The sequence below is a fragment of the Coleofasciculus sp. G1-WW12-02 genome, from assembly GCF_040219735.1.
In the GTDB taxonomy this organism is placed as follows: Bacteria; Cyanobacteriota; Cyanobacteriia; order Cyanobacteriales; family Coleofasciculaceae; genus Coleofasciculus.
In genome coordinates this window covers 1-13,752 of the sequence record NZ_JAVJRX010000053.1, presented here as the reverse complement: position 1 = coordinate 13,752, position 13,752 = coordinate 1, and the positions used below count along the sequence as shown (strand labels likewise).

The window sequence follows — 13,752 nt, the reverse complement described above, 5'->3', positions numbered from 1 at the left end:
GTCGTTCAAATTAAGCGTGGAGACCGTCGATGTAGGATTTAATTGTCGGTAGTGCCATCATCTTTTCGTAGAAGAAATTATTGACAATTTGCATCACCTCTGCTCGTGCTACCTCAACTTGGGGACTAAGTGGAACACCTTCTTGCTGACGACTAATGCAGCGGGATAAACGCAGGAGATGACGGGTAATTTCTAATTCCTCTTCCCCTTCCAAAACCTTAATCACTGACAGAATCAGTTCATCCGTTTGATCAAGAATATGGTCAATATCAAACACAGCGCCTTGATCGATGGCGTCTTTAACCGTTCGCACCAAGGCGTGAACTTGATACAGTAATGCGGCAGGTTCATCAAACAGTTCACGTAGGAAGGCAGCTTCCTCATATTTTCCATTCAGCCGGAAGATGTTGTACAGCCGTTTAGCCGCTTTGCCATAGTTGGGATTATCCGGCTTAAAATATTTTTTAACTTCTTTTTCCAACTGCGTCACATAATCATCCATGACATCAGTCGAAACCTGTTTCACCAGTTTAGAAAAGATGGGAGCCGATTCAGCATCGAGGTAAATCTCTTGGAAATAGCCGTCTAGATAGCCGTCTAAGGGCGTGATTGTACCATCGGGAGCTTCCCAGGTTACATCCAACATATTGCTGGCGTTAGCCAATTGGCGGCGCACCGGATCAGCAATCACCCAGTCCAGCTTACACCAACCGGGATCGTCGGCGACCGAATCCCAAGTGATGGTCATCGGATTTCCTTGCAAGTCGCTGACTTCAATTTGCCCAGCTACAACGTCATCAGGGGACCAAGAGATAGGTGAGCCTTTGTGATAGGAATGTTCATCGCGGATCACATCTTGGGGATAGCTACCAAATTTCAGTTCAACTAATTGAAAATTATCACCTGAGCGGCTGTTGATGGTTTTCTCACGCATAATTCGGGAGAGAATCTGGCAGGCTTCAGCCCGGGTCGGGGCAATAATATTCACCCGCTCAAAATAGTCACAGTCCCCTGGGTGAGTTTGAACCTTAGATTGAGCTGCTGAACCTGATAGCGCCAAAGCGGTTTCTACAACACCAGGAATATCGTCAAATTCTACAATTCTGCCGATGGTGCGAAAACGCTCTAGATCTTTGGGGTCAAAATCCAACATACTGACCTTGTGACCAAAAACCCCCGTATTTTGATCAACGGTAATATCGCTGTCTCCTGTGGCTTCGGTGATGGAGTTCATCCATCTTTTCAATTCTTGTTCATTGAGTTCAACCCCTAATCGACGGGCAGATTCAATCACGCGGTTGCGTGCCTCTGCCGTTTGATCTGGTGTTGTAGTCATGTCGGATCTCCTCCAAATAAATAATTGATCAAGGATTTGATGGGTCAAGAAACCTCAAGCTCTTTGATGCCTTCTGCTTTTTGCTGTAGTCTATCAACCCAAAAATGCGGATTATATCATTTTGTCATAGTTTAACCCCAATGTCTCACACGTTTGACCATTTTATTCCTCAAAACCTTTGCCTACATCGGGTTTCTACCATTTTTAGACCACCCCAGAATTTTGACAGAGTGTTGCCAGCCTTTTTCTACGGTCAATCCAGGTTGTATAAACCTTTGGGCAATTGGGGTGAGAGATCCGGGGTTATTGCCAAGTTAGGAAAAACAACAAATATTAATCCCTAAAACTGCTCCTATGAAAACCTATTTTTCTTACTTAATATGAAAAAAGTCTTTTTTATTGCCCTGCTTCCTCCTCAAACCATTCAAGACTCGATTATGGAGATTAAGCAACATTGTGCTGACGTTTACCAGAGTAAAGCCGCCCTCAAATCGCCACCCCATATTACGCTGCAACCCCCTTTTGCATGGGAAACCGATGCCGTACCTGTTCTCGAAGAATCTCTAAAAACCTTTGCTAAAACTAGGATACCTGTCTCCATTATCCTGCAAGGGTTTGGGGCGTTTAAACCTCGTGTTATTTACGTCAACGTTCTGAAAACGCCAGAACTGATCGCGATTCAAAAGGATTTAATGGAATATCTAGAAGAATCCCTCGGTATCGTTCATGAGCGTTCTAAAAATCGCTCCTTTTCTCCTCATGTCACTGTTGCTTTTCGTGATTTGAAGCGGCAGAATTTCCGCAAGGCGTGGATTGAATTTGAGAACCAACCGTTACAATTTGAGTTTTTGGCATCTCATCTTACGTTATTACTTCACGATGGTCGGCGATGGAATGTAAGTGTAGAGTTTCCCTTTTTAATATAAGCATATTACATCTTTTGACTGATGAAAAAAGTAGAGACATTGCCAGCAACGTCCCTACTGGCGTGGCACACCTAAACAAGATGGATTAGCATTGTAGGGATACCATCCTTGCGCCCGAAACACCTGTAATATCATGTCCGCTAGTATCGGACTTGTATGAGCCTGTTCATCGTCAGGTAAATCAAGCATTTTAAGGCGAATGGTACTGAAAATTTGCATTTTTGGAGCGCCGAACCCTTGATAGATCGTAGGGTGGGCAATGCCCACCAGCCTCATCTGAGAGTGCTATTCATTTTAAGGCACTAAAGTGCCTACTACAAACAAATGACGATCAAGGATTCAAATAACGGGATGCCATTTGCATCGCATCAGCAATATCCACATCGCCATCACCATCTGTATCGAGGAATGAGTTCAGCACAGGGTTCGATCCTTCTGGATTTTGAGTGCTTGTGCCAGTTTTGAGTAAATTCAGCACCAAGGGAACTAGCATGGGTAACAGGGATTGAATGGTTGCAGCATTGAGTCCTGTCCGTTGTTCGGCTTCCTTTACTAACTGTTGGATTTGCGGTGTACTAAAGAGTAAATTGACCGCTTGATTGCTAGCACCTGTACCACTGAATTGGTTGATAAAAGATTGCGTCCCCTGTTCTCCTTCAGCTTCTCGCTTTTGTTGCAACGCTGGACGGGCATATTTGCCAACTATGGATAAAACTGATTGAATTGTGGAGGGGTCAGCATTGGCACTTTGGCTGAGGTTTTGCACGGTACTGAGAATGCCCGCTAATTGACCGGAACTGGCTTCCTGAGAGGGGTTATTAATCGCACCGAGAATTTGATTGAATAAACTCATCGTTTTTTGGCTGTAAAGAATGTCTCTATAGATAATAGTTTTACACCATCTGTAGGGGGACGACATGTCATGCCTCTACTCTAGGCTTGAGTTCTTCGTCGTAGATAACTGAGGCTTACTTACATTTTCCGGCGCAAGACGAGGCGCCCCTACAGTTTCTGGGTGTAAGCATCATCCATTAAGTATAGTTCGTTGCTCTTGCTCAGCACAGGGTAATTTGAGATTTATGATCAAGTACTGCCAGATCTCACTTATCTTGCACTTTTATAAGTAAGCCCTGACACCCACCAAGAACTCAAGTCCTTCGCTAAAAGCTTAAGTCGAATAGAACTGACTTAAGGCTGGTGGGCATTGCCCACCCTACGATATATCTTTTGTAAGTAAGCCCACACCCACAAAGAACTCAAGTCCTTCGCTAAAAGCTTAAGTCTATTAAAATGGACTAAAACTAGGGATGCAGTCCTATGTGAGAAGAATGCAAGCTTTTGGTTCCTTGGGTTGCAACCCAAGGCGGTTTAACTTCTCCTTGGCATCCTAGCTATTTTTATTCTGCCATCTGCCTTCTGACAAACCCTCTGCCTTCCTAAAACATTATGCCCCTACCCCGCCTACTGACGCTCATTATCGGTCTCAGTATTATTCTGGGGCTAATCCTGTGGTTGATTGATTCGATTAATCGACTCTATTGGTCGTTAAATTCGCCTCTACTGGCAAATTTGCTGGTTTTATTGCTGATTATTCTACTTGTTCTGTTAATTGCCACGTTTGTCTACTACGTCTGGACATTCAGCCGCCCCAAATCGTCATCCCGCAGGCGTCGCCCTACGCCAAAAGTACCGCAGGAGAAAACGGAAGCGGCTTCTGAAACGCTAAAAGCAGTGCGACAGCAGGTGCAGAAAATTCAAGATGAGGTAGCCCAGCAAGCCCTGTTGAGTCGATCTCGTGAGATTGAAGCGACGTTAGCCCGTGGGGAACTGTTGGTTGTCATCTTTGGCACGGGTTCATCGGGGAAAACGTCCCTGGTTAATGCTCTCATTGGGCAGATGGTGGGTCAAGTGGGGGCACCGATGGGAACCACGGATCAGGGGCAGACTTATACTCTAGAGTTGAAGGGATTAGAACGGCAGATTTTGATTACCGATACACCGGGTATTTTAGAAGCGGGTGTGGTGGGTACCCAACGGGAACAACTGGCGCGACAGCTTGCCACGGAAGCCGATTTATTATTATTTGTGGTGGATAATGATTTGCGACAGTCGGAATATGAACCGTTACGTCGTCTAGCTGATATTGGTAAGCGATCGCTGTTGGTTCTGAATAAAGTGGATCTCTATACTGATACTGATAAAGAAACGATTCTGGCACGGTTACGCCATCATGTGCGCGGGTTTATTGCCGCTTCAGATGTGGTAGCCATTGCTGCCAATCCCCAAACTGTACGATTAGAAAATGGGGAAGACTTCCAACCTGACCCTGATATCATACCCTTAATCCGCCGTCTGGCTGCGGTGCTACGCTCTGAAGGGCAAGATTTGATTGCCGATAATATTTTACTCCAGTCTCAGCGTTTAGGTGAAGACGCCCGTCGTTTGATTGATCACCAACGGCGGCGACAGGCGGAGAAAGTGGTGGAACGGTTTCAGTGGATTGGCGCTGGAGTGATTGCGGTTACGCCGTTACCTGTGGTTGATTTATTAGCAACGGCGGCGGTTAACGCTCAGATGGTGATCGAAATTGGTAGAATTTACGGCTGTGATCTGAATATGGAACGGGGGAGAGAATTGGCGCTGTCTCTGGGGAAAACCTTAGCCAGTTTGGGAATTGTTCAAGGGGCAATACAAATTTTGTCAAGGGCGCTACAATTTCACATCGCTACCTATTTAGTTGGGAAAGCCATTCAAGGGGTAACGGCGGCGTATTTAATCCGAATTGCTGGGAAGAGTTTTATTGAATACTTTCGTCATGATCAAGACTGGGGTGATGGGGGGATGACAGAAGTTGTGCAGCAGCAATTTCAGCTTAACCGTCGGGATGAATTTATTAAAGCATTTATTCAAGACGCGATCGCACGAGTGGTTATGCCCCTGAAAGATACCTCAAAAGTGGAATCTAATCCCGATGATTGGGGTTCGTAGGGGCGCACCGACGTGCGCCCTGATAAACCGACGTGCGCCCTGATACCGGAAATGGGGAACAGAGAATTCATGATTTATAGTTCATAATTCATCACTTCAATAATCTGTGGTAACTGACTTACCGGGGCGGGAATCATTTCGCCGCGAAAGTCCAAAAGCTGAACCAAAAGAAGGTATGCCAGTGCCAGAAGTATGGAAATGGCTCCAGTAATAATTGCCACAATTTTTGAACGATTCATTGATAAATGAGGAAGAGGTGATTGGGGAAGAGGGAAAAACAGGCAGCAGGAAACGTTGTGGGTTAAACCATCTGGCATTTACTCTAAGAGAATATGCCGTTGCTATTCTAGTTCAATTGTTCCACTAAATGCTTTATTCTACAGCATAAGAGTTGGTCAAGTCGAACCGTTGCTGAATGCAATTTTCAAGTGCCGCCAACGCCCATTGTCTTATAGTTGCCCCATCCGTTCGGAGGTTATAATGGCTCAGGACTACTCCGGTCAAAACCTGCAAGGTCGCTCGTTTCGAGGTAGAACTGACTTAGCCGGTGCTAACTTCAGCCATGCCGACATCCGAGGCACAGACTTTACCAATGCTATCCTGACGGGGGCAAATTTTAGCTATTGCCAAGCGGGATTGCAGCAACATTGGGCAACAATTCTCTTGCTGGTGGCTTTATTTCTATCGACGCTATCTGGTTTTATTTCCGCCTTGGCGGGTGTGATCACTGGCGCTGCGCTGATTAGTCAGAACCTAATCGAAATCTTAGCCGGTGTGTTTATTCTCATCGCTTTGGGTGTTTTTGTGAGCATGACGATTCGCCAAGGGCTGATTATGGCGTTAGGGGTTTGGGTTGTGGCAATTGTGGTGGCGGCAATGGTGGCAGTTCTAACCGGAGCTACAGCGGTTGCCGTAACCGTAGTAGCTGCCAGTGCTGGAGCAGTCGCGGCGGCTATGGCGATGGCAGTCGTGGCAGCAGGAGCAGCAGCCGGTGCTGTCGCCGCTGCTAGCGCTGTGGCAGTCGTTGCGGCTGGAGCTGGTGTTGTCGCCGCCGCCGGTTCTGTAGTCGTGGTTACGGCTGGGGCACCTGTGGCAGCAGCAACCAGCGCCGCAACGGTGGCGGTGATTGTGGCGGTAGGCGTGGCTGGACTTTCTGCCTATGTAAGCTGGCGAGCCTTAATTGGGGATAAAAACTATGCTTTCATTCGTCGGATTGCAGTTGCCTTTGCCGCGATTGGGGGGACAAATTTTCAGGGTGCCGATTTAACGGAAGCGGATTTCACCCAAGCGCTGCTCAAAAGCACAAATTTTAGACAAGCGAAGGTGACGCGCACCTGCTGGTTTCAAGCCAAAAAACTCGAACTCTCCCGCGTGGGAACAACCTATTTGGAACACCCGAAAATCCGGCAATTAGTCGTTACAGGTGAAGGACAGGAAAAAAACTTCGACAATCTTTGCTTGCCCGAAACGAATCTGCGGGGGGCTAATTTAGTGGCGGCGAGTTTCGTCAATAGCGATCTCAGCTATGCCAATTTGCAGTCGGCTAACTTAAAGGGGGCGAAGCTGAAAAACACAAATTTAGATGGGACGGATTTAATTGGGGCTTGTCTGGTGGGCGCTTATATTGAAGAATGGAAGATCACAAGGAAAACCAAATTTGATCGGGTGCAGCGTCAGTATATCGTTCGACGATTGGGTCTGAAAAAACGACCAAAACGCTAACCCCCATCCAGAAACGGTTCGGGAAAATTTCCCACGGGATCAATCCACCCAACTTACAGTCAGACCGGGCAATGCCATCGTGTTCTGTGATCTTCACCCAGATCTAAGATAGATGTGCGTCAGCAGGAGGTTCTATGAGAAAAAGACGCGAGATTTTCGCCCCCCACAGCCGTTCAAGGCAAAAACAACGAAGACGACAAATCGCTCTAGTCGCTGGAGTCGGACTCGTTGCTCTCATCTGGGGAGGAACGCTTATAGGAGGTGAGTATACCAGGGGTCTTGGTCAATTGACCATCTGGCTGCCTTTTGTGGAGCATAACTCCTTTAGCCCAGAAAAACAGAGTAACACAGCGGTTTTGCGACTCGCGTCCTGGAGTGCGAACCAGCGCCGAGGTAAACTCGAAGCGATCGCACAAGGAAATCGTTCCATCGATAGGTCTCGTGCGCGTTATCTTTTGGCAGGGGATTTAATTGAGCAAGGCAAGGGCAAGGAGGCGCTGCGTTGGTTAGAGGGCTTGGAGTTGGACTATCCTGTACTCGGCGGCTATATTGCAGTTAAACGCGCCCAAGCTTACGAACTGATGGGCGAGAAAATCAAAGCCTTAACCGAATGGCAAAACCTGCTGCAACGCTATGCGGATCAGCCCGTTGCGGCTTATGCTCTTTATGCTCTTTTCTCCCAAGATTCAACCTATCAGGACGACGAGATTAAATCTTTGTCCGCCAATCTGGGTTGGCTGGAGAAAATCCAGCAGATTTATGAACCACCCGCCGACGATCCCAAATACTGGGACAAGGCAATCGCTAACTATCCGTCTCATCCGCTGATTCTAGAATTAGCACAGCAGCGTCTCCAAGACAATCCAGATCAGCCTGAGTTGATGCTGCTTTTGGCTCGCTATGCCTTTGACACCCCAGAGGTCACTTCAGATATCACGCCTATCCTAGACCAATTGGTGGGAAACTACAGTAGAGCAGTTGACTCCGATGATCAACCCCTAATTAAACCCGATGACTGGCAAATGATCGCGGTGGGCTACTGGCGAGACCGGAAATATGGGCAAGCCAGTGCGGCTTATGCCAAAGCTGCCAAGACTTCCCAAAATGCCTATTTAGTAGCCAGAGCCCTCAAATTCGCCCAGAAGTACGCGGAAGCGAAACAGGCATACAAACAGATGGTGCGTGATTTTCCCGACGCCAAGGAAACACCCGCCGCCCTGATTGAACTGGCGCAACTGGAACCGGATATTGAGGCAGTTCCCTATCTGGACGAAGTCGTTGAGCGCTTCCCCGAACGCGCAGGTGAAGCCCTTTTGGTTAAAGCTGAAACCCTGGAACGCCTAGGTAGTTATAAAGCCGCCGAGCAAGCCCGAAAACAATTGATCGATGACCATGGCGATTCCGACGCCGCCGCCGCCTACCGCTGGCAAGTCGCGCGGTTGCACGCTAAATCTGGCAATGTAGAGGCAGCTTGGGAATGGGCAAAACCAATTACCACGGAAAATCCTCATCGCTTCCTGGCACGTCAGGCTGGCTTTTGGGTGGGCAAATGGGCAAGGGAATTGGGACGCCGACAGGATGCCCAAACCGCATTCGAGCAGGTGATTACCAATCACCCCCAGTCTTACTATGCGTGGCGCTCTGCTGTACAGCTAGGTTGGGATGTGGGCGACTTTAAAACAGTCCGTCAACTTGATCCGAAACTGGTTCTGCCGAAAACCCGACCCTTACTACCTGGGGGTTCACCCGCTCTCAAGGAACTCTATTTACTCGGGTCTGACCAAGATGCTTGGATGCTTTGGAGAGCCGAATTCCAAAATCGCCTAGAACCCACCGTCGCCGAGCAGTTTACCGATGGCTTGGTGCAGTTGGGGATAGGAGATTACCTGAGCGGCATTGCTACCATTGCCAGCTTAGAAGATCGGGATACCCCCGAAGAACAAGCTCAGTACCAAGACTTGCGGGAAAAATTCACCTACTGGCAAGCGCTCTACCCATTTCCTTTCTCAGACGAGATTGCCACCTATTCCCAAAAGCGTGAACTCAATCCTCTATTAGTGACTGCCCTGATTCGCCAAGAATCTCGCTTTGAACCCGATATTCGTTCGGGCGCTGGTGCTGTGGGTTTAATGCAGATGATGCCCAGTACCGGGGCGTGGGCAGCAGAAAATATTGATATGGAGGATTATTCTCTCGAAAATCCAGACGATAACATTAAATTGGGAACCTGGTTTCTGCGACAAGTTCACCAATCTTACAACGACAACTCCTTACTTGCGATCGCAAGTTACAACGCCGGTCAAGGAAATTTGGCAAAATGGCTGCGACAAGAAAGCGCTGGCGATCCTGATGAGTTTGTCGAATCCATTCCTTTTGACGAAACCAGAGATTATGTGAAGCAGGTGTTTGGTAACTATTGGAATTATTTACGGCTGTACGATCCCAAAGTTGCCGAGCAAGTCGCCCAACATTCTCAGAGTCAGTCAACGGCAATGCGTCGGTAAGGGAGTAGGGGGAGCTAAGTTTTGATTGACCCTTCGCAACACTTTTCGGGCATGGTTTTAAGGCAAGCAGGGGTGGGTTTGGGGACTTGATGCTTGGCTGTGGATAATAGCATTACCTCAAAACCCGCCCTGAGCGAGTTTTACCCTTCGGAGTATCGAGGGGAGGGCATGGCGCGTCTGGAACTTATTTTCTGCTGTATTGTATGAGAAGCACCAATATACTGATAGTGTTATAAATTGTAGAACTGTCAATTATTTAATTAACAGCGAATGGATTCGACTGCTGATTTGCCAGGGGCATTGACTACCCTTGACCAGAGTCCAGTCGTCGCGACTTCTGAGCTAAGGAAAGTTTATCGCACTGGCTTTTGGCTGAATCAAAAAATTGAATCACTTAAAAGTTGCTCTCTCTCCGTTGAGCCGGGAGAGACATTTGGCTTGCTCGGTCCTAATGGGGCAGGGAAAACGACGCTATTGAAAATTTTACTCGGCATTGTCCGTCCCACCTCTGGACGGGCTTGGCTGATGGGAAAACCCATTGGCGATCGCCAGGTGAAGCAGCGAATCGGTTATTTGCCGGAAAACCCCTATTTCTACGACTATCTGACAGGCTGGGAATTCTTGCAACTGACCGCCGGATTGTTTCAAATCCCCAAAAGTCGTCAACGTCAACGCATTCCCCAATTGCTGGAATTAGTCGGATTATCGAAGTCGGCGGCGAAAAAAAAGCAGTTGCGACAGTATTCTAAGGGAATGCTCCAGCGCGTCGGCATGGCACAAGCCCTGATTAATGACCCTGATGTGGTATTTCTGGATGAGCCGATGTCAGGACTTGATCCCATGGGACGCTATCAGATCCGGGAAATTATTCTCTCACTTAAGGAGCAAGGTAAAACCATTTTCTTCAATAGCCATGTTTTATCCGATGTCGAGAAGATTTGCGATCGCGTGGCGATTCTGGCGGAGGGAGAGTTAATTTGTATGGGCACTCTGGATGAACTCTTGGGTGTGGCGACTCATTACCAGGTTCGCGGCAAAGGCGGTAACATCGACATTCTCCAACGCTGGGTTAAAGAACTGGCATTCGAGGAAGATAGCTGGTACGGTGAACTCAAAGGTGAACCCCAAGAATTTATTGCCAGTCTGCGCCTGATGGGGGCGCAATTAATTGAGATCACCCTAGCACGTTCCTCTCTAGAGGAATTTTTCATGCAGCAGTTACATCAGAGGGGGATTGAATCGAGTCATTAGCTGGGGGAGCAGAGGGAGCAGGGGGAGCAGATGCATTCGTAGGGGCGAAGCATTCGCGCCCAAATCTATCGGTTTTCTATTCAAATTGCAACGCGAATGCTTCGCCCAATGACCAACGACCAATGACCAACGACCAATGACCAATGACCAATGACCAATGACCAATAACCAATGACCAACGACCAACGACCAATGACCAATGACCAATGACCAATGACCAATGACCAATAACCAATGACCAATGACCAACGACCAATAACAACTAGACAGTGATCCTAAATTTGTTTTACACTCATAGGTTACTTCCTCGATTAAGATCTACCATAGGTCGGGTGAACCTATTGTCAGGATATACAAAACTCATAGAAAAAGCGTTAATCATTTAGTGAGGGTATCTGGTGCGTTACCAAAGTATCTCTAAAAAAGAAGTCAAACAAAAAACCGTTACTCGTCGCACAGGTGCTTACGCCCTGATGGACAGTCTGAAGCGTCATGGGGTTGACCATATTTTTGGCTATCCCGGTGGTGCGATCCTACCGATTTACGATGAATTGTATCAGTGGGAAGAACGAGGGGAAATTCAGCATATCCTAGTTCGCCATGAACAAGGTGCTGCCCACGCGGCTGATGGGTATGCTCGGGCGACAGGAAAAGTGGGTGTCTGTTTTGGCACATCGGGTCCTGGGGCGACAAACCTGGTGACGGGGATTGCTACCGCCCACATGGACTCGATTCCCTTGGTGGTGATTACCGGACAGGTGGCACGGGCGGCGATTGGTTCGGATGCGTTCCAAGAAACAGATATTTTTGGCATTACACTGCCGATTGTGAAGCATTCTTATGTGGTGCGTGACCCCCGTGATATGGCATGGATTGTAGCCGAAGCGTTCCATATTGCCAATACTGGTCGTCCAGGTCCGGTTTTAATTGATATACCCAAGGATGTAGGCTTAGAAGAATTTGACTATACCCCGGTTGACCCAGGTATGGTTAAGTTGACGGGGTATCGTCCTACGGTTAAGGGAAATCCCCGGCAAATTAATCAGGCATTGCATCTGATCCGAGAGTCCCAGCAACCTTTACTTTATATCGGGGGTGGTGCGATTACTGCCAATGCCCATGATCAAGTTAAGCAATTGGCAGAAACATTCCAAATTCCCGTCACGACGACGCTGATGGGGAAAGGGGCATTTGATGAATCCCATCCGTTGTCTGTGGGGATGTTGGGTATGCATGGCACGGCTTATGCTAACTTTGCCGTGAGTGAATGTGATTTATTGATTGCCGTCGGTGCGCGGTTCGATGATCGCGTCACCGGTAAGCTTGATCAGTTTGCTTGCCATGCTAAGGTGATTCATATCGATATTGACCCGGCGGAAGTGGGCAAAAACCGCGCCCCTCAAGTCCCGATTGTGGGCGATGTGCAGCAGGTTTTGGCTGAGTTATTACGGCGCTATCAGGAACAGGGAATTTCGGCTGAACCTAACCAGACTCAGCCATGGCTTAACCGGATTCAGCGTTGGCGTCAAGATTATCCTTTGGAAGCGCCGCAGTATCCAGATAGTATTTCGCCTCAAGCAGTGATTGTGGAGTTGGATCGGCAAGCCCCTGATGCATATTACACCACGGATGTGGGTCAACATCAGATGTGGGCAGCACAATTTCTGAAGACGGGACCACGCCGTTGGATTTCCAGTGCCGGTTTAGGCACGATGGGCTATGGTGTCCCCGCTGCTATGGGAGTGAAGGTTGCTCTACCCGATCAGCAAGTGGTTTGTGTGGCGGGCGATGCTTCGGTACAAATGAATATTCAGGAGCTAGGGACGATAGCACAGTATGGCATTAATGTCAAGACGGTGATCATTAACAACGGCTGGCAAGGAATGGTGCGCCAGTGGCAAGAGGCGTTTTATGGACAGCGGTATTCGTCCTCGAATATGGAAATAGGAATGCCAGATTTTGCTGTCCTGGCTCAAGCTTATGGGATCAAGGGCATGGTGGTGAAGCATCGAGACGAACTCAAGGACGCGATCGCTCAAATGTTAGCATACGATGGTCCGGTTTTGCTGGATGTCCACGTCACCAAGAATGAGAATTGTTATCCGATGGTTGCACCGGGTAAGAGTAATGCACAAATGATTGGATTGCCAGAACGCACTCAGCCGGAACAGATAGCCGAGGTAGTCGATTGCAGTAACTGTGGTAGTCAGAATCAGACTACGAATCATTTCTGCCCAGTTTGTGGGACGAAACTGTAATCAACAATTATTGGAAAATTGGATAGTGAAAAAGTCTCCTGCGGTTGTAGGGGGCTTTTTTAGTGCTGTTTTCTCGATTGTGGGGATGATTTCAGGATTCTACAATCCACAATTTGCTTCTCTAATATAAGGTGGTATAATTATAATAATAAATTAATCTTATAGTGATAGGAAAGCCTTCCAAGTCACCTTGGAAGGCTGTGTCGTTCATTATCGAAAGGAATCTCAACTCCTCTATATCAGCATAATCCCTACCTGTGACAGGCTTGTCACAACGCTATGACAAGCTTGCGATCGCGTGATGTTGCTGAATATCTCTAATTCCCTTGTAGTCAAGGCTTCAACGCTTCTGACCGGAATTAGTGGGATCAGGCTCCCCGTCTTTATCGGGCGGGGAGTGTCAAGCTAATATTCCTCAAATTCAATAGAATCGAGCAGGCTAATACTGATTGGGGAGACTTTCTGAGTCATTTCCGGGGAATTTGAGAATGTATAATTCTCGATATAGGGATAGTCGCACTGGGGAGAAGGTGGATGGGTTGGTGTAGGCGTACTGTCTTGTTTACCTCCTTGTTGCTCTAGAATAGAACGATGGTAAGTAAGCCAGCCCTCGTTAACCTGTTGGATGTAAGCAACCCCGGTCTCGCATACACGGAGCTTTAGCCAAATAAGTTAAAGCTGTGCTTACCAGCCTAAGTGCTAAGCGCACTACGTTATCGGCAAGTGTTAAAGACCTACCAGCGGATGCGATAGCCAGTTTGCTGCTC

General features: G+C 47.8%; 11 protein-coding genes. 6 read left to right on the top strand and 5 right to left on the bottom strand.

The window, feature by feature from the left end; genetic code table 11:
* Positions 1–10 precede the first annotated feature (10 nt).
* Positions 11–1,336 (bottom strand): hypothetical protein, encoded by a 1,326-nt coding sequence (locus tag RID09_RS09485; protein ID WP_446335703.1) that lies wholly within the window; start codon positions 1,334–1,336, stop codon positions 11–13.
* 380 nt (positions 1,337–1,716) lie between these two features.
* Here RID09_RS09485 and RID09_RS09480 point away from each other — a divergent pair, with 380 nt between their 5' ends.
* A complete protein-coding gene (locus RID09_RS09480; protein WP_446335702.1) occupies positions 1,717–2,262 on the top strand; it encodes a 2'-5' RNA ligase family protein in 546 nt (181 codons plus the stop codon).
* 54 nt (positions 2,263–2,316) lie between these two features.
* On the opposite strand, the gene RID09_RS09475 is transcribed toward RID09_RS09480, so the two are convergent.
* Both RID09_RS09475 and RID09_RS09470 read right to left on the bottom strand, forming a co-directional pair.
* Positions 2,317–2,481, bottom strand: a complete 165-nt coding sequence (locus tag RID09_RS09475) for a hypothetical protein (protein ID WP_446335701.1) — start codon at positions 2,479–2,481, stop codon at positions 2,317–2,319.
* Between the two features lie 112 nt (positions 2,482–2,593).
* On the bottom strand, positions 2,594–3,115 hold the full coding sequence (locus RID09_RS09470; protein ID WP_446335700.1) for a DUF937 domain-containing protein: 522 nt from the start codon (positions 3,113–3,115) through the stop codon (positions 2,594–2,596).
* Between the two features lie 593 nt (positions 3,116–3,708).
* Here RID09_RS09470 and RID09_RS09465 point away from each other — a divergent pair.
* Entirely contained in the window at positions 3,709–5,250 is a 1,542-nt protein-coding gene (locus RID09_RS09465; protein ID WP_446335699.1) for a YcjF family protein, read from the top strand.
* 74 nt (positions 5,251–5,324) lie between these two features.
* Here the strand turns inward: RID09_RS09465 and RID09_RS09460 are convergent, their stop codons facing one another.
* Complete coding sequence (locus tag RID09_RS09460) at positions 5,325–5,489, bottom strand: hypothetical protein (protein ID WP_446335698.1); 165 nt, start codon at positions 5,487–5,489, stop codon at positions 5,325–5,327.
* Positions 5,490–5,730: 241 nt separating this feature from the next.
* On the opposite strand from RID09_RS09460, the gene RID09_RS09455 reads away from it, so the two are divergent.
* From RID09_RS09455 to RID09_RS09445, 3 genes are all read left to right on the top strand, one after another.
* A complete protein-coding gene (locus RID09_RS09455) occupies positions 5,731–6,972 on the top strand; it encodes a pentapeptide repeat-containing protein (protein WP_446335697.1) in 1,242 nt (413 codons plus the stop codon).
* A 134-nt stretch (positions 6,973–7,106) separates the two neighbouring features.
* Entirely contained in the window at positions 7,107–9,476 is a 2,370-nt protein-coding gene (locus tag RID09_RS09450) for a transglycosylase SLT domain-containing protein (protein WP_446335696.1), read from the top strand.
* 270 nt (positions 9,477–9,746) lie between these two features.
* The gene (locus tag RID09_RS09445; protein ID WP_446335695.1) at positions 9,747–10,727 is read left to right on the top strand and encodes an ABC transporter ATP-binding protein; all 981 of its coding nucleotides are present in this window, start codon (positions 9,747–9,749) and stop codon (positions 10,725–10,727) included.
* 76 nt (positions 10,728–10,803) lie between these two features.
* On the opposite strand, the gene RID09_RS09440 is transcribed toward RID09_RS09445, so the two are convergent.
* Positions 10,804–10,989: a hypothetical protein gene (locus tag RID09_RS09440; protein WP_446335694.1), complete on the bottom strand. Its 186-nt coding sequence runs from the start codon at positions 10,987–10,989 to the stop codon at positions 10,804–10,806.
* Between the two features lie 136 nt (positions 10,990–11,125).
* Between RID09_RS09440 and ilvB the strand changes: the two genes are divergently transcribed.
* Entirely contained in the window at positions 11,126–12,985 is a 1,860-nt protein-coding gene (gene ilvB / locus RID09_RS09435; protein ID WP_446335693.1) for a biosynthetic-type acetolactate synthase large subunit, read from the top strand.
* Positions 12,986–13,752 lie beyond the last annotated feature (767 nt).